The sequence below is a fragment of the Acidimicrobiales bacterium genome, from assembly GCA_040219085.1.
In the GTDB taxonomy this organism is placed as follows: Bacteria; Actinomycetota; Acidimicrobiia; order Acidimicrobiales; family JAVJTC01; genus JAVJTC01.
Genome location: JAVJTC010000008.1, coordinates 1 through 23,843, shown reverse-complemented (window position 1 = coordinate 23,843; position 23,843 = coordinate 1). Strand labels below are relative to the sequence as shown.

The following is a 23,843-nucleotide window of genomic DNA, read 5'->3' as shown; positions in this document are numbered from 1 at the left end:
TTCGTTCAGGCCGCAGCGAGGTGGGTACGGCGCACGGCCGCACCCGGATGGAAGTCCCGGATGAGCCCTACGAAGTCCTCCATGAGGCTGCGATGATCCCGGACACCGTCTCCGGTGTGGATCGAGGCAGCCCGCTCGAGTAGGCCGCTCAGTTCGTGGATGTCGTGGACCGCCGTGTTGTGCATGTGCACAACAATAGGGAATCAGTTTCCCCCTTTGGTCACGGCACGATGCCAGAGTGGTGAACAGCAGCTGACGAGACGCTGACAACTCACAACCCTTCCCACAGAGTGTGGAAAGACCCCGGCCGCACACGGTCGACCCCGTGGACCGAAGACAGGCACCGGTGTGCAGTCACCCGGGTGCATGGAACCTCAGAGGTAGCCGGCGGGACCGCCTGCGCCCGGCGGACCGCCCACGGGGCCGGGCGGGCCGCCCGGCTGGCGCATCTCGGCGAGCTGGCGCTGGGCGACGAGTGCCTGGGTCGCCGCGCTGGCCTGCATCCCCTGCAACAGGCCCTGCAGCCAGCCGACCAGCTGCGCCTGAGCAACCCGGATCTCACCCTCGGAAGGGGGCTCCGCCTGGTCGCAGCAGCTGTTGAACTCCATCAGCTCGTCGAAGAGTTCTTCGGACAGGACGTCGGACAACTCTGCGAGCGTCCTCGTGTGGATCGTCGCAAGTCGCCGCAGGCCGTCGACGTCGGGCGGAGCGGCACGGACCTCGGACAGGAGCTGGTTGATCATGGTGCCCATCCGGATCAACTTGGCCGGGTTGGTCACTCCGCTGTGGTGCGTCTCGTGCCCGTCGGACCCGCGCCCGTCGGATACGGTGCCCCCGGCGTCGGGGGACATCGCGTCTGTCGGGATCGCCTTGGTCTCGTCCGCCATGGACCCTCCATCCTCTGGCTCTCCCAGCGACGCTACCGCCTCGCGCTCTCAGGCCGTGCAGCTCTCCCACAAGCTGCGGGCCCGGTCGCCGAGGGGCCCGTCGCCCTCGCCGAAGAGGTCTCCCAGTCCGTCCACGAGGCACTCCCCGAGACCCCTGGCCCCTCCGGGCAACTCGAAGCGATCCGGAAGCTCGAAGTCCTCCGGCAACTCGAAGCCGTCGGGAAGGAGGCGGAACGTTCGGTCGCGGCCGGGCCCTTCGCCCTCGTCGAATCGACCTTCGAAACGCTCCGCCAGGCCGTCGAGGAACTCCTCGACCAGCGGGCCGAACAGACCCCGTTCACGCCCATCGAAGCGATCGTCGTCATCTTCGGCGCCGTCATCGCGCATGTCGTCATCGCGGTCGTCGTCATCTCGGCCATCGCCGCCGGCACGCTCGTCGGCGGCGTCGTCACCGCGCGAGCCTCCGCCGTCGTCGTCATCGTCGATCATCACACCGAGGATCACCCCCAGGCCGAAGACGACACCGGCGACGATCACCGCCCCTGAGATCCACCAGACTCGATTGGTCATCGTCATCGCCTCTCGGCAGGTTGCGCGCGAATTTTCCGTTCAGATGCATCCATCGTCCGGGCTGGCCACGAAAGATGTGCGAAAGGGACAGCGAATCGAAGAACTCGCTGAGATCCGGTCGACCTGAACCCCGATCCGGAGATGCGGGAATGCATCATCGACACGAAGCGTTCCCATACCCGACGAACCAACCCGAAACGAAGCGACATGACAACTCCCACACACGACGAAGATCTGTCCTCCAGCACCATCAGCAACCGGGCTCACTCCCTGCGAGAGCAGGCCCGGTCGCTGCCCGAGCCTTTGGCCGTCGCCTACAGGCGCCGGGCGAGCGAGCTCGAGCTGGAGGCCTTCGTGCGAGGCGAACCGGCGTTCCTCTCTCCCTCCACCACCGACGCCGACGCCGCGACGGTCGCCTGACCCAGAGTCCGGCACCGTCCCTCCCGGATCCCCCCCACCGGGAGAACGCACCAGAGGGCGCCCGCCATGCGGGCGCCCTCTTTCCTTTTTCGTCTCTCCCGGTCCCACGCGCCGGTCGGGTCCGGAGTACCGGCCAAAACCGTCTCGACGGGCCGCCAGGGCCCGTCGAGAGAGTTTCGTTGAGCCGCCCGGAGGCAGCGGAATGAGCCGGTCAGTTGGAGGTGACGGGCGTCTCGTCGAGGAGGAGACGCAGGCCCTCGAGCGTGGACATCCACCAGTCGTTGGTCACGACCGTACGTCCGGGAACGTCGCCGAGTGAACGGTCGACGAGATCGACGAAACCCGGGGCTTCACCGGCGCTCAGACGAAGATCGAGAAGAGCGTCGGTCACGCGCGACCGACTGATGAGCTCGCCGTCGATCTCGTCGAGGAGCTGGTCGATCAGGTGCTGTGTCAGGACGTCAGTCATCTCTCGCTCCCTTTGGGCCTACGAATGATCATCAACGCTGCGATTGTCCATCTGATTCCTACTACGTCGCGACGACACTCCCGGGATGCGGTGACATGTCGGGGTAAGGGAGCCGAAACGCACCGTCACACGCGTCACGTGGGCTCGCTGTCGCCCACGTCACCCTCGGTCAGTGTGCGCGCCGCCATGACCAACCGGCGCGCCTCGTCGACGAGGTCCTGGTACCCACCGAGATCGCCGGCCTCGAGCGCAGCGTCAGCCCGGTCGAAGAGATCCTCGGCCTCGCTCAGCAACTCTTCGACCGTGGCATCTCCCGACGGCGTGGGGGTCGGCGTGGGCGTCGGCGTCGGCGTCGGCGTCGGCGTGGAACCCGGTGTCGTCGTGGACGTCGTCGGCGGTTCAGTGGTCGGCGTGGGTGTAGGGGTCGGGTCGGGCACCGGGTCGGGCTCACCGTCGGTTCCGCCACCTCCGTCGGTCAGACCCTCCACCGTGCCCACACACCCGCTGCTGACCGATTCGACGTCGCTGGAGACCTCGACCCGGCCGAACAGGCCCTCGAGGGCCTCGTCGAGTGTGCGGCACATGACGACGTCGTTGCCGATGACCGCCACGACGTTGCGCAGGACCGGCACCTCGGTCGCCTCGGCGATGACGTACATGGCACGGACGTAGACGATCGACTCGCCCACCGGAACCAACAGGAGGTCACCGAAGCGGACGTCGGACCCCTGCTGATCCAGGAGGGTGACCACGCGTGAAACGCCCTGATCCGACTGGATCCGCGAGTTCACGAGCGCGGGACCGTCCACGCGCGTGTCGTCGATCTCATAGACGATCAGTTGGCCGTACTCGTCCGCGTCGCTGTTCGCGACCATGAACGCCGTCAACTCACGGCGCGAATTGGCCGAGCTGTCGATCGGCACGAACGAACGCAACGAGACGAAGTCCGCCTCCTGCTCCTCGGGGAGGCGCAACAGGGTGTAGTACGGCTCGATGCGCTCCTCGCGACGGGCGGTGACGGTCCCGTCCTGAGCTGTGACATCGGTCGTGCCGGCGGCATCGACGCCTCCGGGGTCCTGGGCGACGGCCCACGCCTCGGCCTGTTCATAGAAGTCCTGCGCGTCATCGAGCTGGTAGCGGGCGTAGACGTTGGTCTGCACCCGGAACAGGTCCTCGGGGTAGCGCACATGGTCCAAGATGTCCGCCGGCATGTCCGCCAGGTCGCTGAAGAGCTCCGGGAAGGCGTCACGCCACGCCTCGATGATCGGGTCGGTCTCGTCGAACACGTAGAAGGTGACCGTGCCGTCGAATGCGTCCACGACGACCTTCACCGAGTTGCGCACGTAGTTGAAGTCGTGGCGCAACCCGCTCTCGTCGGGGAGTTGCTCCGTATCGGCCTGCTGGGCGTAGGGATAGCGGTTCGTGGTGGTGAACGCGTCGGCCACATAGACGATGCCCCCGCCGCTGATGACAGGGTAGATGTCGGAGTCGAGGTGCAGGAACGGTGCGATCTCGCTGATTCGCCCGCGGATGTCGCGGTTGTAGATGATCCGGCTGTCGGACTGCACGAAGTTCGAGATCAGGGGATCGATGTCGCCGAAGCGCAGCGCGAATGCGGCCTTGCGGAAGAACCCGCCCATCTCGACGCCACCCTCACCGTCGTAGGTGTAGGTCGCCTGCTCGTCGCCACCGTCGACCTCGTTGCGGTCCGTGTTCACGATCGAGTATCCGCCGAGGTCCTCGCCGAAGTAGATCCGCGGCTGGTCGATCGGCACGTCGAGCTCGTTGACGATCGGCAGCCCCTGGACCACGAAGTCGGGCTCGCCGGCGTCGGTCCGGTTGGCGGGGGCCATCGCCAGGCCGAAACCGTGCGTGAACGTCAGGCGTTCACGCTCCCACGAGGCGTTGGGGATGCCCGCCGGATCGAGCTGGCGGGCGCCGAGGACGACCGGGGTCGTCTGACCGTCGATCTCGTAGCGATCGACGTCGAGTTGCGGCGGGAACTGGTAGAAGGGTCGCTCGCCCTCGAGGTTCTCGAACGTCTCGGGCAGAACCGCCGGATCAAGCAGCGGCACGGCATCAAAGATGTCGCTGTTGTCGAGGATGTCCTGGTAGGTCAGGTCCGAACTTCCCGCGTAGCGCCGCTCCACGACCTCGTCGAGACCCAGCGCCGCCCGCGTGGCGGCGATGTTGAGGTCGATGAACTCGGCCTCCTTGGTCGACTCGTCGGGCTCGACCTGGAAACGCTGGATGACGAGCGGGTAGATCCCACCCATGACGACCGACACGAAGAGCCACAGGCCGACGGCCAGTGTCGGCAGTACCCAGCCCCGCAGACGGATGTTGACCAACAACAGGACGAAGGCGAACAGCGAGATCAAGATGAGCAGGTTCAGCACCGGCAGCCGGGCGTTGACATCGGTGTAGGTGGCACCGTCGACAGTGCCGTTCGAGGAGGTGACCAGACCGAAACGGTCCAGGTAGTAGTCCCCGGCGCGTACGAGCGCCAGTATCCCCAACAGCACGGACAGGTGGGCCTTCACCTGGGGGGTCACGCGCTGTCCCGGTGTCTGGACCCTGATGCCCCCGTTCACGTAGTGCGCGACCGCGGTGACGATGAAGATGATGACGAGCGCCGTGAAGAGCCATCCGACGACGTAGTCCAGGAACGGCAACTGGAACACGTAGAAGCCGATGTCCGTGTCGAACTGGGGGTCCTCGAGACCGAAGTCGACACGATTCGTGAACAGGATCCAGTTGCGCCACTGGCCTGATGCGCCCACACCCGAGATCACCGCGAAGAACAGCGCCACCCCCAACCGGACGAGGCCGGTCCGCCGCCCGACGAACATGTGATACCGCGAGAGGATCTCCTCTTCGGGTCCCGGAGGCCGGAAGGTCGGCGCGATGCGGTCGGCGATGAAGAGGTTGGTCCACAAGACGCCGAAGAACAGCCCGATGAAGATGAGCGCGAGCACGACCTTCGCGACGAGGACGCGGCGCCAGACGTCCTCGTAGCCGAGCGAGTCGAACCACAGGTAGTCCGTATAGAAGCCCGCGATCCCGCGCAACGAGATGATGAGAATGATGAGTGCGGCCACCACCGCGATGGCGATGACCCGCCAACGGCGCGAGAACCTACGTCGCCCCGAACGACCGGGACGCGACATCTCTCCTTCGGCTCGCATACCGGGAGGAGCCTACAAGGCCCGACCGCTGCGCTGACCGCGCAACGGGATCGGGTCTCGCCTTTCAGCGGGGGCCGTCGAGCCCGGACAGCTCTGCGGCCCGGGCGACGAGGCGGTCTGCCAGCGGGGGAATCCACTCGTTCTTGGCGAGGCGGAACCTTCCCCGGAGTTCCTCAGCCGCGCCGTCTCCGTCGTCGACGACGTCCGAGAGCGCCGACTCGACGACCTCGCGGAGCGGATCGACCAGGTCTCGGCGCAGGATCGCGGCGACGCGATCCTCCGCAGCGGGTGGCAACGCCTCGGGACTCACGTAGGCGAGGACCGCGTCCAGATACTCCGCCAACTGCTCCCCGGGGGCGGGGAGCACGTCGTCCACACCGATCGAGGTCCTGCCCCGCGCGGATCCGGCGCGGCGGAGTCCATCGAGGACACGGTTCTGGTCTTCAGCGATCACCCGCTTGAGACGACGGGCAACCGTCTCACAACGCTCCGCCACCGCAGCCGCCGTCGCAGCGGACTCGTCGGGCCCGTCGTCGGCGAGCTTCTCGCGCGCCGACGCGACCCTCTCCTCACGGTCGCGGCGGATCCGCGTGAAGAGATCCTCCACGACATCGGACTCAGCCTCGGGCTCGGGCTCGGGCTCGGGCTCGACAGAAGCCTCCACGACATCGAAGTCAGCCTCGGGCTCGGGCTCGGGCTCGGGCTCAGCCTCGGGCTCGGGCTCGGGCTCAGCCTCGGGCTCGGGCTCGGGCTCGGGCTCGGGCTCGGGCTCGACAGAAGCCTCCACGACATCAGGCTCGGGGTCGGGGTCGGGCGCGACAGAAGCCTCCGCGACATCGGACTCAGCCTCGGGCTCAGGGTCGGGCTCGGCCTCGGGCCCCACGCGCCCCGCCGCCTGCCCTGCCCTGGACACAGCTGTGGGCGTGACGACGCTCACCTCTTCGACCGGGTCACCAACAGCGACCGTCTGAAGATCCGCAGGGCTCAGCTCCGAGGCGGCCACGGGCACCCGGCGCAGACGACGACCGCCACGCTCATGGGGATCGAGTGCGACCGGCTTCGATTCGTAGCGACCAGGCTCGAAACCCCCGGGGCCATCGTCGGGGTCGCCCGGCGTGCCGGACGGCTCTTCGTCGGCTGCAGCCTCCGCCTCGACCGACTCGTCACCATCGGCACGGTCTCCGGTCTCCGATTCGGCGACCTCGTCCGCAGCCGCCCCGTCCACCCCGGCGGTCTCGGCTGTCGAAGCCGGCCCATCGACCGGAGCCGTGTCATCTGCCCCAGCGGTCTCGTCCACCGCGTCGAGGTCCTCGGGGATCGTGATCGGCAGTGGCTCGTCCCCGGGCGAAACGTCGTCGGCGGTGGGGATGACACCGGCCAACACCGCAGCCTGCACCTCGGCCTCGAGTTCGATGGTTCCGGGCTCGCGGCTGATCTCGACCCGCGCGGCGGCGGAATCGGCGGCGACCTTGGCCTCCTGCAGTGACGCATGCAGTGAGGACTTGGCTTCGTCGAGGGTGCCCTGCACCGCGTCGAACGAGTCGAGGAGTCTGTCGCGACCGGCCTTGAGTCGCTCGACCTGCGCTCGCGCCGCCCGGCGACGCTTGTCCATGTCACGGAGGATGTGCTCACGGGCCACCCGCGCGTCGGCCACGAGTCGCTCGCCGTCGCGGTGACCGGCCTCGACCAGTTCGGCCGCGCGTTCCTGCGCCTCCGCGAGGACCTCGTGGGCCTCACGGCGGATCTCCTCGGCCGCACGCTCGGCCTCGGCCGTGCGCTCCGCGAGGAGGCCGGCGGCACGCTCCTCCACCCCGGCCGCACGTTCCTGCGCGTCGGCCATGAGCGTTGCGGCGTGGTCCTCGGCATTCGCCACGATCGAGGCGGCGGCCTCCCGGGCGGTATCGAGCACCCGCACCGTCTCGTCACCGAGCCGCCGTGTCAGCGTGGCCTCGTCGAGCTTCTCGGCCTCGTGGGCGCGCTTGACCGCGGACGCGAGACGGCTCCGCAGCTCGGCCTCGCGGGTGTGGGCCACCCTCAGAACGGACGCGACCGCCGAGAGGTACGCGCGGACCTGCATCTGGTCGTAGCCCCGCCGGACGACGGGGAAATCGCGCCGCGCGACGTCTTCGGGCTTGTGAGGTGGCTCCACCGAGGGTGACGCGAACGACTGTGCCATCGACGCGATGGTAAACGGCGCGTGCCCGCGAGGGGCGGAGCCCCCATCGCGCACGCGGTTGTGCTAGGAGCCGTCGTCGGCGAGTTCGTCACCCACCGGCGACACCACGGCGTCTCCGCCGAGATCGGTGAGAGCCGCGACGGCGTCGGCGACATCGGTGACGGCGACGACACGGACGTCCGTCGCAGCGGCCGCCGCTTCGTCGTAGTTGCGGTCGGGGACGAGGAAGACGTCGAATCCGGCCCGTTCCACCGCCTTCACCTTCAACGCGGCCTCGCCGATCGGCACGATGCTCCCGTCGGGCGCGATCTCCCCGGTCGTCGCCACCTGGAGGCCGCCGGTGAGATCACCCGGGGTCAACAGGTCGATGACGGTGAGGGTGAACGCCAGGCCCGCCGAGGGCCCGCCCACCCTTCCGGTCTCGATGTCGACGTCGACGTCGGGTTCGTAGTCCACGAGCGGATTCATCGAGATGCCGACCATCGCCCGCTCGTCCTCCGGCGCCGACCGCATGTCGTCGGGAAGACACTCGTCGGCACTCGAACCGAGAACCAGTGGCACGTCGATGAACTCCTCCGAGCCCTCGCGGTCCACGCTCAACACGATCGTGTCGCCCGGCGACAGCGGCTCGAGCCCGGCCAGAAGGTCCTCGGCGAACTCGACTTCGGCACCGTCGATGCCGACGATGATGTCGCCGAGACGCAGCACGTCCTCCGCCGGCAGACACGGGGTCAGCTCGGCGACGCCGACCCCGAAGCCCACCGGGTTGAGGTCGTACCCCAGGTAGTCGAGCGCGACGAGAACCGACACGTCCTGAGACTGCTCCATCTTCAGCCGCTCGAGCTCACGGCGCTCTTCGACCGTGCGCCCCCCGGTCACCTGGTCTTCGTGCACGACGCGCTTCTCGTCGTCCAACTCTGCGGCGACCCACTCCCAGATCGTCAGGCGGTTCCGGAACCGCACGGTGACGAAGCCGATCTCGGACTCCGGCGGGAACTCCTGTGCTCCGTCCACCACGTCGATGGCCGCCACCGTGCTTCGCACCGAGCCCGGTTCGACGGACCAGTACGGCAACTCGATCACGGCCATCGCGATGGCGCAGATCCCGAGGAACGCGGCGACGCCCAGACCGACAGCGAGCCTGACCGTCGAGCGACGCCGCGCGTGGCCACCACCGCCGGGCTCCGATGGCGGCGATAGCGTGGGCGGCGTGTCAAGCCCGTGGTCGGATCCGGGGTCATCCCCGTCGTGGGTGCTCAGCGTCTTGGTCCTGTCGGTGTTTCTCGCGCTGGCGGCGAACCGGATGTGGACGCAGCCTCCGCGGCTCGTCACGCTAGGCGCTCGCCGTCAGCTGTCGGTGTCGACCCGGGATTCTTCTGTGCGACTGATGCCCCACCTCAGCGCGGCGGTGGACCCCGCCGACGGCAGGCGCCAGTGGTTCCGACTCCCCCGCTCACCGCTGCAGGCCTTCCGGGACTACGACCCCTACAAACGTCAGCGCGTGATCACCGGCCGCGATGCCCACATCCAGTGGTGGGAACGGGCCCGGGCCGCGATCGCGCTCGGGATCATCGTCGCCGTGCTGGGCTTCGCCCTGGCCGTGGGCGTCGCCGCGATCGTCTTCGTCCTGTTGATCAGTCTCGAAGCCGCCGTCGGGTGACGACGTCACAACGGCGACGCTCTGTCGTCGTTGCCGGCCACGCGGGCGACGAGGCCGCCGTGAGGACCGGACTCGCCGACGACGACCCCGTGGTGCGGGCGAGCGCGCTGCGCGCGCTCGGGCGCCTGGGCCTTCTCGGTGCGGAACTCGAAGCGGCCCACCGGGACCCGTCGCCGGTGGTTCGTCATGCCGCAGCCCAACTCTGCGCCGACCCGTCGACACCGGATCCGTCGCCGCTGCTGGGTGACGACGACGACCGCGTCGTCGAGGTGACAGCATGGGCGCTCGGGGAGAGGGGCCGCTGCGGCGACCGGGTCCTCGGGGCCCTCACCGCCGTCGCCGCCGACCACAGCGACCCGGCCTGCCGCGAAAGCGCCGTCGCCGCTCTCGGCGCACTCGGCGACGAGCGCGCCATTCCGGCGATCATCGCCGCGCTCGGGGACCGTCCGGCGATCCGGCGACGGGCGGTGATCGCCCTCGCGCCATTCGAAGGTCCCGAGGTGGAGCAGGCGCTGCGGGAGGCGACGGGAGACCGGGACCGACAGGTCCGTGACGCGGCCCAGGCCCTGGTCGCCGAGGGTTACTGACCCGTCAGCGGCGTTCAGCTCCGGCAGGGTGGCTCAGCGCGCGTCCATGAACATCGCCCGGACCGCATCGAAGGACTCGATACAGCGGCCGGCGCCCAGGACCACGGCCTCCAGAGGAGCGTCCACGAGATGCACCGGAACCGACGACTCCCGTTCGAGTCGTCGGTCGAGCCCCCGCAGCAGCCCACCCCCGCCGACGAGGTTCACCCCGCTCGTGATGAGGTCCTGAGCCAACTCGGGCGGGGCCTGGGCCAGGCACGCGAGCACCGAGTCCACGATCGCGGAGACCGGCTCCTCGATCGCGGTTCGTATCTCAGCCGGGTCGAGCAACACCGTCTCCGGCAGGCCGGTCATCAGCTGCCGGCCCCGCACCTCGGCCTGAACCTCGCCGGGGGTGTACGCGGCGGAACCGATGACGATCTTGATCTCCTCCGACGTGCGCTCACCGATGGCGATGCCGTATGCGCGCCGGATGTAGGTCTGGATCGCCGCGTCGATGTCGAACGAACCGATCCGGACGGCCTCGAGAGCGACGACGCCGCCCATCGAGATGAGTGCCGTCTCGGTCGTCCCGCCGCCCACGTCGATGACCATGTTTCCGATCGGTTCGTTGATCGGCAGACCCGCCCCGATGGCGGCCGCGAGGGGTTGCTCGATCAACTGCGCATCGGCGGCCCCCGCACGGCGGGCGGCTTCGGTCACGGCCCGCCGTTCTACGGCGGTGATGGCTGACGGGACGCAGATGACCACGCGGGGCCGGTTGAAGCGACTGACACCGACTCTCTGCAGAAGGAGGCGGATCATCCGCTGGGTCACGTCGAAGTCGGTGATGGCCCCTTTGCGCAGCGGGCGGACCGCCACGACGTAACTCGGCGTCCGGCCGATCATCTGCCACGCTTCGTGTCCCATGGCGAGAACGTCGCCGGACTTGGAGTTGAGCGCGATGACCGACGGCTCGTTCAACACGATGCCGCGCCCCTTGGCGTAGACCAGGGTGTTGGCCGTCCCCAGGTCGATGGCCAGGTCCCGCGCCAGGGTCAGCTCCTACCGCTACCGCCGCGGCCTGAGCTGCGACGCGCCGGCCGCACCCGCACGGGTGCCAGCGCACCCATCTCCGCCTCGAATCGGTCGATGCTCGAGTCGAAACGTGATCCGATGCGGTCCCGCATCCAGATGACGGTGACGCCGATCGCGATGATGATGGCCGCGACGGCGAGGAATATCAGGCTTGCCATGTGGGTGGGTGTCCCTCCGGATCCCGAAGTGGGCGAGATGAAGCCTGTGGAAGGGTACCGCTCGCACCGGCCCATCGGATGGTCACCGGCCGGACCCGGATGCCTTCGGGTCTGCGTCATCTCGAGGTCCGTCACCGTCGGGGCCGCTGCCGAACTGGTCGATCTCCACCAGGTGTTGGGCCTCGAGACCCCAGCTCTCTCCGTCGCGCCAACGCTCGCGCTTCCAGATCGGCACAGTTGCCTTCAGCGCGTCGATACAGAATCGACCCGCCGAGAACGCGTCGTCGCGATGGGGCGCCGCGGCCACGACGATGACGGCTGCCTCGCCGATCTCGACACGACCCACCCGGTGGATCATGACGATCCGTCGCACCGAACTCCAGCGGGCACGAGCCTCATCTGCGAGCGACCGCAGTCGTGGTTCGACCTGGGACTCGTAGGCCTCGTACTCGAGGTCCGAGACCTCGGGACGACCATCGGAGTGATCGCGGGCATTCCCGCTGAAGAGCACCACCGCTCCGCAGTCCGGGGTACCCGCCCACGAGAGAGCTTCGGCGGTCGGCAACCGGTCCCCGCTGATGCCGACCCAGGTGTCGTCGTCTCCGCGAGGTTGCACGCCGCCATGGTAGAAGCGACGGGGCGCGACCGTGGGCGCGGATACACGGGGGCGGCCACTCGGTACTCTCGTGCCGATGTATCCGGAGGACTTCGACCCGGGCGACGACGACCACGTCGCCCCTCTGTTGCCTCCCGAGGACCGGGTCTGGCGACACCCCTCGGAGATGGCGGCTGAACGTCGCGCCGCGGCGGATGCACAGCGCGCGCCCACCGCCGGGCGTCGGCGACTCACCGGGGTCGGCGCCACCGCGCTCGGCGTCCTCGGCGGAGGGCTGCTGCTCGCAGGCCTCGCCCTGACCCTCGGATCCGTCAGTGGCGGCGGCGAACAGACCATCACCGGCGAGGGCGACCTGCTTCCTGTCAGCCGGTCCTTCTCGGTCCCCGACACCAGCTGGACCGACGAACTGCAGGCCGCGGTCGACGCCTCGACGCCGATCGTCACCGTGACGGGTCCCGACGGCACGACCGTCGGAGCCGGCCTCGTCTTCAGCCACGGCCACATCCTGACAAGTCTCTCCCTCGTCCAGAGCGGAACGGTCGAGGTGACCGCGGGACGTTTCACCCGCACCGGGCTGCTGATCGGCACGGACCCGCTGAACGATCTCGCCGTGCTCGCAGTGGACGACGTCTACGAGGTCGCCGACCTCGGACTGGGCGACAACGTGCGACTCGGCCAGTACGCGATCGTGCACGACGTCGCCGCCGAAACGCTGCGGGTCGACGGCCGCGTGCTGTCGCTGGCACGGTCGGTCGACTTCGCCGACACACGACTCCACGGCCTCCTGGCGTATTCGAGCCCCGAGGGTGCGCCGATCCCCGGTGCCGCGGTGTTCGACGCCGAGGGCAGGGTCATCGGTGTGACCGTCGCGGCCACCACCGGGGATGACGCCCTCGGACTCGCCGTTCCCATCGAATCGGCGGTGCGGGTGGGAACATCACTCGTCGACTACGGAACGCCGGACCACCCCTGGCTCGGCATCCAGGGGGCCGACGCGGACCAGGATCGCCTCGACGGCCTGCCGGTGGACGGCGGCGTCGTCGTCCTGCACGCCTTCACCGACGGCCCGGCAGCCCGGGCCGGTCTGCTTCCCGGTGACATCGTCACCGAGGTGGCGAACACCCCGGTACGCACCATGTCGGACCTCGTCATGACCATTCGCTACACCGGTCCCGACGCACCGGTCGTGGTGAGGTACCTGCGCAACGGGATCGAGCGCACCACCGAGGTCACCCTCGGCCACCGCTCCGAGTCCCCCGTCGCCGCCGACTGAGAGCGGGATCCTCCCCGTCAGCGACGGCGGCGCATCGAGCGCCAGACCCACGCACCCGCCGCGGCCCCGGTGACGGCGGCCGCTCCGAGACCGCCAAGCGCGATCTGCTGGCGCCGCTTCGAGTTGAGCATCGCCCACGGGCGGGCCGAATGAGCCTCCACGTAGGCCTCGGCGTTCGAGTACGACGGCTCCCAGCCCGAGCCGCGCAGACGATCGTTGGCCACCACCCACCGGTGAACGGTGTAGGGCAGGATCCCCGGAGACGTGCGTGCCAGCCCTGCGCGTCGACGGAACGAGACGACCCGGCGAGCAGCATCCTCGGTGAGTCGGGCACGCGGCACGGCGCCGCTGAGCCGTCGGATCTGCGACCTCGGGGCGGACTCGTCAGGCGCCACGTTGTAGACGCCGGCGGCGATCGTCGTCGTTGCGAGGACGACCGCCTCGACGAGGTCATCGAGATGGAGGTACTGGACCGCGGGATCTTCGTCGCCGACGGCCAGGCGACCGACCTCACGCAGCGAATCGGCCACCCAGCTCGACGCGTCGCCGGCGACCGTCGTCGTCGGCCGCAACACGACGAGCGTCGCTCCGACCTCCTCGGCCCAGGCCTGCGCCGCCCTCTCCATCTCGGCCCGCGACACGGCGTACGCGAAGTCCGGGTTCGGTCGCAGAGGCGCCGCTTCGGTCAGCGGTGTCGGATTGTTGGCCCATGCGCCGTAGACCATCGCCGTCGAGACGAGCACGAGGCGGGTGACGCCTGCGGCGGACGACGCGTCGAGTACCCGCCGCAGCAGTGCGACGTCGGCGCGGGCCACTTCCTCGCCCGCCGACGACGGCGAGAAGGTGGTGGCCAGATGGACCACGACGTCCATTCCGGCGAAGACCGGTTCGAGATCGTCGGCGAGGAGATCGGCGCGGTGCACCGTCACACGATCGAGAACACGCTGGTGACGATCGACCCCGGCGAGGACACTGACCGCGGGATCGTCCACAAGTCGGCTCGCTACCCGCGAGCCGACGACACCACCGATACCGGTGACGAGGACGGACAGGGCCATTCGTTTCTCCTGGGTCGTGGCGCCGCGTCCGCCACGGGCGCGTGGGCGATGCGGGCCTCAACCTCTACGATGCCGTCGTGAGCGGTCAGGATCCAACCGGCAGCGACGATCCCTTCGGGGACCTCGGCTTCCTCGGAGATCTGGCCCGCATGCTCTCCAACCAGAGCGGCGGGACCTGGGACGCTGCACGGCAACTGGCTGTGACGGTCGCCACCGATGGGCGCAGCGAGCCGAACGTCGATCCCGGCGCCCGGATCGCGCTCGAACAGATCGCCCGCGCAGCCGAGCTACGCGTCGCAGAGGCGACGGGGTTGTCGACGGGCGGAATCGACGTCGTTGCGGTGACCCGGTCGATGTGGGCCTCGCGTTCGGTCGATGCCTACCGACCGGTCCTCGAGCACATGCGCGGGGCCTTCTCCCCTCCCGTCGACGACACCGGCGACCCCGCCATGGCCATGATGGGGAGCCTGTTCTCGGCGATGGGGCCGATGATGCTCGGCCTCGCGGCCGGCTCGATGGTGGGTCATCTCGCCCGCCACAGCCTGGGTCAGTACGACCTCCCGCTGCCGCGGGCGAGCCGTGACCTGCTCCTCGTGCCGGCCAACATCGACGAGGTCGTCGCCGACTGGTCGCTGGCCGCTGACGACCTGCGCATGTGGGTCTGCGTCAACGAGTTCGCGTCACACGTCGTGTTGTCGGTGCCCCACGTCCACGAGCGCTTCAACAAGCTCCTCCACGATTACGCCGCCGCCTTCGAACCCGACGCTGGACGTCTCGAAGAACAACTCGGTGGTCTCGACCCGACGGACCCGACGGCGCTCGCGAACCTGCAGGAACGCTTCGGCGACCCCGATGTCCTCTTCGGGGCGATCATCTCGGACCGCCAACGGGAACTGCTGGTCCCACTGACGGCGCTGGTCACCACGGTCGTCGGCTATACGGACCACATCACCGACGAGGTCGGCGCACGGATGCTGACGGACCCCGTCCGAATCGCGGAGGCGCTGCGGCGACGGCGGGTCGAGGCATCGTCGGCGGACCGCTTCGTCGAGCGGCTGCTGGGGCTGGATCTGACCCAGGACGTCTACGACCGGGGACGGGCGTTCATCGACGGCGTCGTCGAGCGTGCCGGAGCCGACGCGCTCGGGTCGCTGTGGTCCGAGGAGCGCTTCCTCCCCACGCCCAACGAGGTCGATGCGCCCGGCCTGTGGCTGGCCCGGATCGAGTTGCCGACGGACTGACCCGCGCCGTTGCACCGCACCGCACTGGTCAGATGTGGTCGTGCCAACCGGCCGGGCGGCCATCCTCGTCACCGGAGTCCGCTGAGCCGTCGTCGTCGAACGGCAGGGGTAACGTCGCATCGTCGAGAGGCGGCGGTGGCGGGGGCGCCTCGTCGTCGTCTCCGTCGTCGTCGCGTGGCAGTTCCCTCGTGAGTTCGGAGTCGAACGGCAACGCCGCCGTCGGCTCACCACCCTCGTCGTCGAAGGGTTCGGGGTCGGCCATCACGGCTCCGAGCGCCCACTCGGGCGGAACAGGGTCCTCGCGTCGGGACTCCGCGACAGCGCGCGCCTCACGACCGAGGTCGTTCGCGGTCTCCCTCAGGGTCGCAAGTGCCTGTCTGGGGGTGCGCGGTCGGCGGCGCGGCGTCGTGCGTCCGGCCTTGGCACCGCGGGACCCCGCGAAGTACGACAGCGCGGCGGCGAACGCCGCCAGCGAGATCAGAGCGAAGCCGGCCGACACCGGGATCCTGATCAGGACCGGGATGACACCGCCGATCACCCACGCGATCTGAAAGCGCGTCTCGAAACGACCGAACGACGCACCGTGGCTGGCATCGGGGGCGTCCCGCTGGACGATCGAGTCGAAGGCGACCTTTCCGGCGGAGGCCGTCACGCCGACGCCGAAGACCATCACGATCGCGCCGCGCAGGCCGCCCATCCACGCGGCGAGTATCCCCGACGCGACGGTGATCACCAGCGCCCCGAGAAGCATGTTCTCCTCAGGGGTGGTCCGCCTGATCCTCGGCGCGAGGAACGAACCCGCCAGGGCGCCGCCGACGCTGAAGATGACGACGATGCCCAACTTCCACGCCGGCAGATCGGCATCGCTGTCGACCGCGAAGCCCATGGCGTTGCGCACGCCGGCACCGACAGCGGTTCCGATGCCGGTCAGGTCCACGTCGTCCGCGCCCCCGCGGAAACCGAACGCGATGAGGAAGAGGGTGAATCCGACGGTCCCGCGCAGAACCGCCGTCGCGGAGACCGCCAGACGGATTCCCGCACTGCGGAGTTCGCTCTCCTCGACCTCGTCGGCCGTGTCGTCGGTCACAGCTGTGCGCGGCAGCTGGAACGAGAAGAAGACTGCGACGGCGAAGGTGACCATGGCCAGGCCCACCGCCCACTCGGGACCGCCGATGATCTGCAGCAGGCCCGCGGGGACCGCGCCGGCGAACCCGGAGATTCCCGACAGGACAGCCAGTCGCGAGTTCCTCTCGACGAGTTCGCTGTGGGAGCGGACCGTCGACGGGACGATCGCCGCTTTCGCGACCGCGTACCCCTTTCCGAACACGAGGGTCGCGAATGCGAGAGGGAACAACAGGAGGTTGTCGATGTTGCCGATCATGAAGAACGCGACCAGCACCCGGCCGAGGTTCAACAGCACCACCATCATCCGTCGACCGCCGCGCGCTCGGTCCAGAGCCGGTCCGATGAGCGGTCCGACGAGGGCGAAAGGTGCCATCGTCAACAACAGGTACAGAAGGACCTTCGAGCGGGCGGCACTCGGGTCGATGGAGAAGAAGAGGGAACCGGCGAGAGCCACGGCGATCATGCCGTCCCCCGCAGCCGACAACGCGTGCACCCGGGCCAGTCGGACGAAGGGACTCAACGTGGCCGGTGTCTTGCGGGCCTCGTCGTCCCCGGACCGGGGACGACGAGGCGCCCGGAGCTCTCTCCAGTCGCCGGGTCCGTCGGTCACGAAGTCATACTACGGTCACCGGTCGACGGCGCCGGGACGCCCCCCGGGGGGTCAGTCGCCTACGTACTTGTAGCCGAGCCCACGGATCGTCACGATGCGCGACGGGTTCGACGGGTCCGTCTCCACCTTCGACCGGAGACGCTTGACGTGCACGTCGAGCGTCTTCGTGTCACCGACGTAGTCCGATCCCCACACCCTGTCGATCAACGTCTCGCGCGTCAGTACCCGGCCCGCGTTCTCCATCAGGAGGGTCAGCAGGTCGAACTCCTTGAGCGGGAGGCTGACGGCGTCACCGCGGATGGTGACCTCGTGACGCTCGGCGTCGACCTTGACATCACCGACTTCGACGACGTCGGCGATCGACGTCGGCATCGCGGGCAACGCCGCCGTGCGTCGCAGCACGGCTCTGATGCGGGCCATCAGCTCGCGGAAGCGATACGGCTTCGTCACGTAGTCGTCGGCACCGACCTCGAGACCGACGACCGTGTCGATCTCCTCGCCCTTGGCGGTGATCATGATGATCGGGACCTGTGAGCGGCTCCGGATCTCGCGACAGACGTCTACGCCGGAGATCCGCGGCAACATCACGTCGAGCAGGATGAGATCGGGTTCGTCGGCCGCGAAACGGTCCAGTGCCTCACGCCCGTCGCGGGCGATATCGACGATGAAGCCCTCACGGGCGAGGCCGATCTTCAGCGCGTCGACGAAGGACTCCTCGTCCTCGACGACGAGAACCTTGGTGGGGTTGGCTGGGCTCACGTGACCTCGCTGTGGTCGGGGGTCTCGACGGACGACTCCACCGGACCGAGCGGGAGCGAGATGGTGAACGTCGTCCCCTCGCCCTCCCGTGACTCGACGTGGAGTTGTCCGAGATGGTTCGTGACGACGTGGCGCACGATCGCGAGTCCGAGGCCCACGCCGCCCGTGCCGCCCGCGCGGGCCCGGTCGACCCGGTAGAAGCGCTCGAAGATGCGGTCGAGATCCTTGGCGGGGATCCCGATGCCGGTATCGCGCACCGCGAGCTCGACCGTTTCGGCACCGACACGGAGTCGCACGCCGATCGATCCACCCGGGTCGGTGTACTTGACGGCGTTGTCGAGGAGATTGAACAACGCCGAGGTCAGCTGGCGACGATCGCCGATGACCGTGATGGGGGCGTCGGGAACCACTACGCCGAGGTCGAGACTCTTCTGGTCCGACGCCGGGTGCACGCGGTCGACGGCTTCACCGACCACCGCCTGCATCACGACGGGGTTCGCCTGACCGTCCTCGTTGTGCTCGATGCGGCTGAGTTCGATCAACTCGTCGATCGTGCGGGCGATGCGAGCGGACTCGACCGTCAGCCTGTGCGTGAGTTGATTGCGCAGCCCCGGATCCTGCTCGTCCGCGAGTGTCTCCGCGAGAAGGCTGAGAGCCCCGACAGGAGTCCGCAGCTCGTGACTGATGTTGGCGATGAAGTCACGGCGCATCGCATCGAGGCGCACGTGCTCGGTGATCTCGTCGATCAGCGCGATCGCGCCGTCAGCGATGGGCAGGGCGCTCACCAGCAGTGTCCGGCGTGGCGGCCCGAACAGCTCGATCTCCTTTTCGGCAGCCGCGCCGTGACGAGCGGCGTCGAGTAGCTCGGTCACTGCCGCGGCGACGAGGGCGTCGCCGTGGCGAGCCTGGATGAACGTGTCGGCGAAGGCGTTGCGGAACACCACCTCGCCGTCCGTGGCGCAGACGACGGCCCCCTGGGTCATCGACGACGCCGCCGCCTCGAGGCGGCGCAGGTCGGCCATCGCGACGGCATCGCCTTCCTCGAGCCGGGTGATCACCCGGTCGAGGCGGTCGATGTGGTCCAGAGTCGGTGCCGCAACCGGAAGCGGGACGCCGCCGTGGTCGGCCACTGTGCGGCGAAGCACCCGCTTGACCTGGGCCCGCTGCCACACGAGAGCGACCGACGACGCGAGCAGCAGGCCCACGAGGCCGGCGAGGAGCGCGACGACGGCGGTCATGACCGGCTTCCCATCAGCCGCCGCCGCAGGACGTCACGGGCTCTCGTCGCCTCCGCCCGCAGCGTCGAGCGGGCTGTCGTCGGCGAAGGGCCCATCGGCTACGGCTGCTCCGAGCGGCGAGTGGGTACGGGCCACCTTGGCGCGCGACGCGCCGGTATTCTCCTTCAACCAACCCGTCACCATGTAGCGCACGCGCTCACCGATGTTGACGGCGTGATCGCCGATCCGCTCGTAGTAGCGGGCGATGAGGGCCAACTGGACCGCGGCCTGCAGGTCGATGTCGCCGGCCGTGTGGGCGGCGAAGATGAGACCGACCACCTCGTGGTTGAGTTCGTCGAGACGGTCGTCGATGTCGTCGAGCGCGGCGGCCAGCCCGACGTCGCCCTCGACGTAGGCGTCGATGGCGAAGCGGAAGAGCCGCTGAGCCTCGCCGCTCATCTCCTGGAGCATCCCGCGCAGGCGGGGGTCGAACGTGGAGCCGTAGACCCGGCGGGTGGCCTTGGCGATGTTCACCACGAGGTCGCCGGATCGCTCGATCTCCGAGTTCATCGTGAGCGCCGCCATGATCGCCCGCAGGTCGCTGGCCATCGGCGCCTGCCGCGCCACGAGCTGGTAGCAGCGCTCCTCGAAGTCCACGGAGAGCTCGTCGAGGATGTCATCGTCGTCGATGAGGCGCTGGGCCGCCACGAGATCCATGTCGAGGAACGCCTCGGTCCCACGGGGGATGCACTCGGTGACGAGCGCCGCCATCCGCACGATGTCGTCGCGGATCTCGTCGAGTTCCTTGTGGAACACCTTCCGAAGATCTTCCATCGGGCGCTGCTCCTGTCGTGGTTGTCGATGGGGCCGCGTGTCGATCGACGCGCGGCGGGTGGTCAGCCGAAGCGACCGGTGACGTACGCCTCGGTGCGCTCGTCGTCGGGGTTCGAGAAGATCTTGTCGGTCGCGGCGTACTCGACCAGCAGACCGGTGCGCTGATCGGTGTCGGAGTCGATCTGAGCGGTGAAGAAGGCGGTCCGGTCCGAGACCCGTGCGGCCTGTTGCATGTTGTGGGTGACGATCACGATCGTGAAGTCCCCCTTGATCTCCTGCATCAGGTCCTCGATGCGCGGCGTTGCGATCGGATCGAGCGCCGAGCAGGGTTCGTCCATCAGCAGGACGTCAGGATCCACGGCGATGGCCCGGGCGATGCACAGCCGCTGCTGCTGCCCGCCCGACAGGCCGAAAGCCGAGTCCGCCAGGCGATCCTTGACCTCGTCCCACAGGGCTGACCGCTTGAGCGAGTTCTCCACGATGTCGTCGAGGTCGCTCTTCTTCTTCGCCATCCCCGTGATCCGGGGGCCGTAGGCGATGTTGTCGTAGATGGACTTGGGGAACGGGTTCGGCTTCTGGAAGACCATGCCGATCCGTCGACGCACCTCGACGGCGTCCACCTGCGAGTCGTACAGGTCGAGGCCGTGGAACTCCAGAAGCCCCTCGACGCGCGCACCGTCGATGAGGTCGTTCATCCGGTTGAAGCAGCGCAGGACGGTCGTCTTGCCACAGCCCGATGGCCCGATGAACGCCGTGATCTCGTGCTCGTGGATCTGAAGGTTGACATCACGTACGGCGCGGAAAGCCCCGTAGAACACTGACATCTCCTCGCAGCGGAAAACGACCTTCGCCTGCTCGGCGGGATCCGGCGACCCACCCGGCGTCGCCTCGGGGGCCACGGGGCGCCTCGACAACGGCACGGTGTCGGTTCCGGTCTCAGTCGATGTCATGAACTCAGCCTCGCTTCTTCTCGAAGTAGTTCCTCAGAAAGATCGCAGTTGCGTTGAGAACGAGTACGAACACCAACAGTACGACGATCGCTGCGGCGGCCGCCTGCCGGAACTCGTCCTCGGGCTGTCGCGTCCAGGTCGTGATGACGATCGGCATCGCCGTGAAGGCGTCGTCGAGTTGGTCGAAGGCAAAGAAGCCCGGGTCGTTGCCGAGGCGGCCGCTGACGGCCCCGATGACGATCAGCGGGGCGGCCTCACCGATGGCCCGCGACATCGACAAGAGCGTCCCCGTGAGGATTCCCGGGGCGGCGTAGGGGAGGATCTGCGTCCTGGTGACCTCCCACCGAGTGGCCCCGACACCGTAGGCGCCCTCCTTGAGCGCCTGGGGCACGGCCCTCACGGCCTCCTGGGCCGTGATGATCACGATGGGGAGGACCAGAATGGCGATGGTCAGGCCGCCTGACAGCGCGGTCTGGCGCCCTCCGGTGAACGCCGACATGAAGCCGACGTTCTCCACGAAAATGTAGAGACCGAGAAGGCCGTAGACCACCGACGGAACGCCCGCCAGGTTGCGGATGTTCACCTCGATGAAACGCGTGAAACGGTTCCGCGTGGCGTACTCCTCGAGGTATATGGCCGAACCGATGCCGATCGGGAACGACAGCGCGGCAACCATCACAGCGATCCAGAACGAGCCGACGAGGCCCTGGTGGACGCCCAGGACGGGGTCGTCGGGTCTGGAGCGCAACGTGCCCTGGAGGAACGCCCCGATGTCGCCGGACAGGAAGCTCCAGCCATCGGTCGTCACGTCGACGATGAGAACTGCGAGAATCGTGAGAGAGAGCAGGAGCGCGAGGAGCAGCGTCCACTTGAAGACCGTTCCAGTGGTGTCGCTTCTCTTCCGCTGGATCTGGGCCCTCACGCGCTCTGCGGTCGGCTGGTCGGTGGGTCGTGACAGTGCCATTTCCGGGTCTCCTAGTACTGCTCGCGCACACGGGCGACGAACCGGTCGGCGACGACGTTCAGCGTCAGCGTCATTATGAACAGCAGGGCGCCGACGAAGTAGAGCGACTGCACGGTGAGGCCTTCACCCACGACGCTGTCGGTGCCGGTGGCGAGGGAGGCCATGGCGGCGGTCATCGTGAGTCCGGGCTCGAACGGCCCGTCTGCGTACACCGAGGCATCTGAGCGCCCGCCGGCCAGGAAGACCACCATCGTCTCGCCGATGGCCCGGGACACGGCGACGATGAACGCCGCGACGAGACCCGACGCCGCGGCGGGCAGGACGATCCGCACCGTGGTGGTCATCCTGCGGGCACCGAGTCCGGCCGAGGCTTCACGCAGCGAAAGCGGTACCGCCTTCATGGCGTCCTCGGAGACCGAGGCGACGAGGGGGATGGTGAGAATACCGACGCCGAGGCCGGCGGCGGCCATCGAGCCCGAGTCACTGCCGCCGATGTTGTCGATGATCGTCGGAGCGATGAACTGGAGGGCGAAGAAGCCGAGGACGACCGACGGGATTCCGGCGAGAACCTCGAGGATCGGCTTGAGGATCGACCGGACCCTCGGGTTGGCGTACTCGGCCAGATAGATCGCCGCGCCGAGACCGAGGGGCGCAGCGATGATCATGGCGATCCCGGTCACGATCAACGTAGCGACGAGGATCGTCGGGATGTCGTAGATGCCGCGGCGGGGGAACCAGCCGATCTGACCCCACGTGTTGCCCCAGTCGACTTCTCGGACGAAGACGAACGCTTCGTCGAAGAGCGCAAAGATGATGAGCGCCGAGATGAGAACAGACACCAACGCGGTGCCGAACATCGACGTCTTGATCACCGCTTCTTTTCGGTGACGGCGCACGTCACCACTCAGATCGGCGATCGTCAGTGTGGATGCCCCGCCCCGGGGGCCCCCGGTATCACTCATCGGATGTCACCCTAGCCTTCACGATTTCGTCGAGTTCCCTGTAGTCCGTCGGAAGCGGTCCACGGCACCGACCGCGGAATCGGGTGGGGGCCGATCGACATCGCGATCGGCCCCCACCCGTTCGTTTCCTACGCCGGGGCGCAGGTGGAGGGGATCAGCGTCCGTCCCAGGCGGCGCGGGTGACCGCGGCCGCGTCGGGAGCGAGAGGCACGTAGCCGACCTCTGCGACCGCGGTGCTCAGACCGGCGTCGCTCATGTAGAAGTCCACGTAGGCCTCCACAGCAGGGTTCTCCGCGGCCTTGGCAGCGTTCACGTAGATGAACAGCGGCCGGCTGATCGGGTACGAGTTGTCCGCGATCGTCTCCGCGGTCGCCGGCACACAGCCATCGCCGCCGTCGACCTCGAGCGTCTTGATCCGGTCACCCTCGGCCTCGGCGAAGGCGAAACCGACCCAACCGAACGTCGTGTCACCGGACTCGATGCCCTGGATGATGATGTTGTCGTCGGCCGACGGGTTGTAATCAGGACGCGTCGTCGCTTCCTCACCACGCTCATCGGCGATGTCCTCGAGCACCAACTCGATGAACGAGTCGAACGTGCCCGACTCCTCACCGGGACCGAAGATGTCCAGCGACGCATCAGGCAGATTGCCCTCGCCGCCGATCTCCGAAATCAGATCGTTCGCATCGGCCCAACTGCCGAACCCGGTCGACTCCGGACCGACGATGCCGTAGATCTGCTCGAAGCTCACACACTCCACAGCATCGTTGCCCGGACCGGTCATCACCGCGATGCCGTCGATACCGACCTGCAACTCGATGAACTCGATGCCGTTGTCCGCACACGTCGCGGCCTCTTCGTCCTTGATCGCACGAGACGCATCGGAGATGTCGGTCTCACCGTCACAGAACAGAGCGAAACCGTCACCGGTACCCGGACCGTCCACGGTCACCGAAATACCCGGCGCCACATCCTCCAACAGCTCAGCAACACGAACCGAGATCGGCTCCACAGTCGACGAACCCGAAATGTTCACCTCGCC

24 protein-coding genes are annotated in these 23,843 nt (G+C 68.2%); 5 read left to right on the top strand and 19 right to left on the bottom strand.

Going from position 1 to position 23,843, the window contains the following annotated elements; genetic code table 11:
- Positions 1–5 precede the first annotated feature (5 nt).
- From RIE08_03460 to RIE08_03450, 3 genes are all read right to left on the bottom strand, one after another.
- Positions 6–185, bottom strand: coding sequence for a hypothetical protein (locus RIE08_03460; protein ID MEQ8716644.1), 180 nt, complete (start codon positions 183–185; stop codon positions 6–8).
- 189 nt (positions 186–374) lie between these two features.
- On the bottom strand, positions 375–887 hold the full coding sequence (locus tag RIE08_03455) for a DUF2587 domain-containing protein (protein ID MEQ8716643.1): 513 nt from the start codon (positions 885–887) through the stop codon (positions 375–377).
- Positions 888–935: 48 nt separating this feature from the next.
- Positions 936–1,457: a hypothetical protein gene (locus RIE08_03450; GenBank protein ID MEQ8716642.1), complete on the bottom strand. Its 522-nt coding sequence runs from the start codon at positions 1,455–1,457 to the stop codon at positions 936–938.
- Positions 1,458–1,664: 207 nt separating this feature from the next.
- Between RIE08_03450 and RIE08_03445 the strand changes: the two genes are divergently transcribed.
- Positions 1,665–1,877, top strand: a complete 213-nt coding sequence (locus tag RIE08_03445; protein MEQ8716641.1) for a hypothetical protein — start codon at positions 1,665–1,667, stop codon at positions 1,875–1,877.
- A gap of 211 nt (positions 1,878–2,088) precedes the next feature.
- Here RIE08_03445 and RIE08_03440 read toward each other — a convergent pair whose 3' ends face one another.
- From RIE08_03440 to RIE08_03425, 4 genes are all read right to left on the bottom strand, one after another.
- Positions 2,089–2,346, bottom strand: a complete 258-nt coding sequence (locus RIE08_03440) for a hypothetical protein (GenBank protein ID MEQ8716640.1) — start codon at positions 2,344–2,346, stop codon at positions 2,089–2,091.
- 134 nt (positions 2,347–2,480) lie between these two features.
- On the bottom strand, positions 2,481–5,534 hold the full coding sequence (locus RIE08_03435) for a UPF0182 family protein (GenBank protein ID MEQ8716639.1): 3,054 nt from the start codon (positions 5,532–5,534) through the stop codon (positions 2,481–2,483).
- Between the two features lie 64 nt (positions 5,535–5,598).
- The gene (locus tag RIE08_03430; GenBank protein MEQ8716638.1) at positions 5,599–7,710 is read right to left on the bottom strand and encodes a DivIVA domain-containing protein; all 2,112 of its coding nucleotides are present in this window, start codon (positions 7,708–7,710) and stop codon (positions 5,599–5,601) included.
- 63 nt (positions 7,711–7,773) lie between these two features.
- Positions 7,774–9,042 carry a S16 family serine protease gene (locus tag RIE08_03425; protein MEQ8716637.1) on the bottom strand — a complete coding sequence of 423 codons (1,269 nt, stop codon included), beginning with the start codon at positions 9,040–9,042 and terminating at the stop codon, positions 7,774–7,776.
- 46 nt (positions 9,043–9,088) lie between these two features.
- Between RIE08_03425 and RIE08_03420 the strand changes: the two genes are divergently transcribed.
- The gene (locus RIE08_03420) at positions 9,089–9,370 is read left to right on the top strand and encodes a hypothetical protein (GenBank protein MEQ8716636.1); all 282 of its coding nucleotides are present in this window, start codon (positions 9,089–9,091) and stop codon (positions 9,368–9,370) included.
- A 59-nt stretch (positions 9,371–9,429) separates the two neighbouring features.
- Entirely contained in the window at positions 9,430–9,957 is a 528-nt protein-coding gene (locus tag RIE08_03415; protein MEQ8716635.1) for a HEAT repeat domain-containing protein, read from the top strand.
- 33 nt (positions 9,958–9,990) lie between these two features.
- On the opposite strand, the gene RIE08_03410 is transcribed toward RIE08_03415, so the two are convergent.
- The 3 genes from RIE08_03410 to RIE08_03400 form a co-directional block, all read right to left on the bottom strand.
- Positions 9,991–10,992, bottom strand: a complete 1,002-nt coding sequence (locus RIE08_03410; protein ID MEQ8716634.1) for a rod shape-determining protein — start codon at positions 10,990–10,992, stop codon at positions 9,991–9,993.
- A gap of 2 nt (positions 10,993–10,994) precedes the next feature.
- Positions 10,995–11,192 (bottom strand): hypothetical protein, encoded by a 198-nt coding sequence (locus RIE08_03405; GenBank protein ID MEQ8716633.1) that lies wholly within the window; start codon positions 11,190–11,192, stop codon positions 10,995–10,997.
- Positions 11,193–11,274: 82 nt separating this feature from the next.
- Entirely contained in the window at positions 11,275–11,808 is a 534-nt protein-coding gene (locus RIE08_03400; GenBank protein MEQ8716632.1) for a molybdenum cofactor biosynthesis protein MoaE, read from the bottom strand.
- A 76-nt stretch (positions 11,809–11,884) separates the two neighbouring features.
- On the opposite strand from RIE08_03400, the gene RIE08_03395 reads away from it, so the two are divergent.
- Positions 11,885–13,081: a S1C family serine protease gene (locus tag RIE08_03395; protein ID MEQ8716631.1), complete on the top strand. Its 1,197-nt coding sequence runs from the start codon at positions 11,885–11,887 to the stop codon at positions 13,079–13,081.
- Between the two features lie 17 nt (positions 13,082–13,098).
- Here the strand turns inward: RIE08_03395 and RIE08_03390 are convergent, their stop codons facing one another.
- A complete protein-coding gene (locus tag RIE08_03390) occupies positions 13,099–14,139 on the bottom strand; it encodes an NAD-dependent epimerase/dehydratase family protein (GenBank protein ID MEQ8716630.1) in 1,041 nt (346 codons plus the stop codon).
- Positions 14,140–14,216: 77 nt separating this feature from the next.
- Between RIE08_03390 and RIE08_03385 the strand changes: the two genes are divergently transcribed.
- Entirely contained in the window at positions 14,217–15,380 is a 1,164-nt protein-coding gene (locus RIE08_03385; protein ID MEQ8716629.1) for a zinc-dependent metalloprotease, read from the top strand.
- A 28-nt stretch (positions 15,381–15,408) separates the two neighbouring features.
- On the opposite strand, the gene RIE08_03380 is transcribed toward RIE08_03385, so the two are convergent.
- The 8 genes from RIE08_03380 to RIE08_03345 form a co-directional block, all read right to left on the bottom strand.
- Entirely contained in the window at positions 15,409–17,115 is a 1,707-nt protein-coding gene (locus RIE08_03380) for an MFS transporter (GenBank protein ID MEQ8716628.1), read from the bottom strand.
- 51 nt (positions 17,116–17,166) lie between these two features.
- Entirely contained in the window at positions 17,167–17,874 is a 708-nt protein-coding gene (locus RIE08_03375; protein MEQ8716627.1) for a response regulator transcription factor, read from the bottom strand.
- A complete protein-coding gene (locus RIE08_03370; GenBank protein MEQ8716626.1) occupies positions 17,871–19,112 on the bottom strand; it encodes an ATP-binding protein in 1,242 nt (413 codons plus the stop codon). Before RIE08_03370 ends, RIE08_03375 begins: the two co-directional genes overlap by 4 nt.
- Positions 19,113–19,145: 33 nt before the next feature.
- Positions 19,146–19,925: a phosphate signaling complex protein PhoU gene (phoU, locus tag RIE08_03365; protein MEQ8716625.1), complete on the bottom strand. Its 780-nt coding sequence runs from the start codon at positions 19,923–19,925 to the stop codon at positions 19,146–19,148.
- Positions 19,926–19,987: 62 nt separating this feature from the next.
- On the bottom strand, positions 19,988–20,875 hold the full coding sequence (pstB, locus tag RIE08_03360; protein ID MEQ8716624.1) for a phosphate ABC transporter ATP-binding protein PstB: 888 nt from the start codon (positions 20,873–20,875) through the stop codon (positions 19,988–19,990).
- Between the two features lie 4 nt (positions 20,876–20,879).
- Positions 20,880–21,839, bottom strand: a complete 960-nt coding sequence (pstA, locus tag RIE08_03355) for a phosphate ABC transporter permease PstA (GenBank protein ID MEQ8716623.1) — start codon at positions 21,837–21,839, stop codon at positions 20,880–20,882.
- A gap of 11 nt (positions 21,840–21,850) precedes the next feature.
- On the bottom strand, positions 21,851–22,801 hold the full coding sequence (gene pstC, locus RIE08_03350; GenBank protein ID MEQ8716622.1) for a phosphate ABC transporter permease subunit PstC: 951 nt from the start codon (positions 22,799–22,801) through the stop codon (positions 21,851–21,853).
- A 154-nt stretch (positions 22,802–22,955) separates the two neighbouring features.
- Positions 22,956–23,843, bottom strand: an 888-nt coding sequence (locus tag RIE08_03345; protein ID MEQ8716621.1) for a substrate-binding domain-containing protein, incomplete at its 5' end; no start/stop codon positions are given.

Bases quoted from the DNA above. Each gene is read 5' to 3' on its own strand.
- pstB (MEQ8716624.1), bottom strand. From the start codon at position 20,875: ATGACATCGACTGAGACCGGAACCGACACCGTGCCGTTGTCGAGGCGC.
- RIE08_03390 (MEQ8716630.1), bottom strand. From the start codon at position 14,139: ATGGCCCTGTCCGTCCTCGTCACCGGTATCGGTGGTGTCGTCGGCTCG.
- RIE08_03460 (MEQ8716644.1), bottom strand. From the start codon at position 185: ATGCACAACACGGCGGTCCACGACATCCACGAACTGAGCGGCCTACTC.
- RIE08_03370 (MEQ8716626.1), bottom strand. From the start codon at position 19,112: ATGACCGCCGTCGTCGCGCTCCTCGCCGGCCTCGTGGGCCTGCTGCTC.
- phoU (MEQ8716625.1), bottom strand. From the start codon at position 19,925: ATGGAAGATCTTCGGAAGGTGTTCCACAAGGAACTCGACGAGATCCGC.
- pstC (MEQ8716622.1), bottom strand. From the start codon at position 22,801: ATGAGTGATACCGGGGGCCCCCGGGGCGGGGCATCCACACTGACGATC.
- RIE08_03450 (MEQ8716642.1), bottom strand. From the start codon at position 1,457: ATGACCAATCGAGTCTGGTGGATCTCAGGGGCGGTGATCGTCGCCGGT.
- RIE08_03435 (MEQ8716639.1), bottom strand. From the start codon at position 5,534: ATGCGAGCCGAAGGAGAGATGTCGCGTCCCGGTCGTTCGGGGCGACGT.
- RIE08_03430 (MEQ8716638.1), bottom strand. From the start codon at position 7,710: ATGGCACAGTCGTTCGCGTCACCCTCGGTGGAGCCACCTCACAAGCCC.
- RIE08_03405 (MEQ8716633.1), bottom strand. From the start codon at position 11,192: ATGGCAAGCCTGATATTCCTCGCCGTCGCGGCCATCATCATCGCGATC.
- RIE08_03395 (MEQ8716631.1), top strand. From the start codon at position 11,885: ATGTATCCGGAGGACTTCGACCCGGGCGACGACGACCACGTCGCCCCT.
- RIE08_03455 (MEQ8716643.1), bottom strand. From the start codon at position 887: ATGGCGGACGAGACCAAGGCGATCCCGACAGACGCGATGTCCCCCGAC.
- RIE08_03440 (MEQ8716640.1), bottom strand. From the start codon at position 2,346: ATGACTGACGTCCTGACACAGCACCTGATCGACCAGCTCCTCGACGAG.
- RIE08_03445 (MEQ8716641.1), top strand. From the start codon at position 1,665: ATGACAACTCCCACACACGACGAAGATCTGTCCTCCAGCACCATCAGC.
- pstA (MEQ8716623.1), bottom strand. From the start codon at position 21,839: ATGGCACTGTCACGACCCACCGACCAGCCGACCGCAGAGCGCGTGAGG.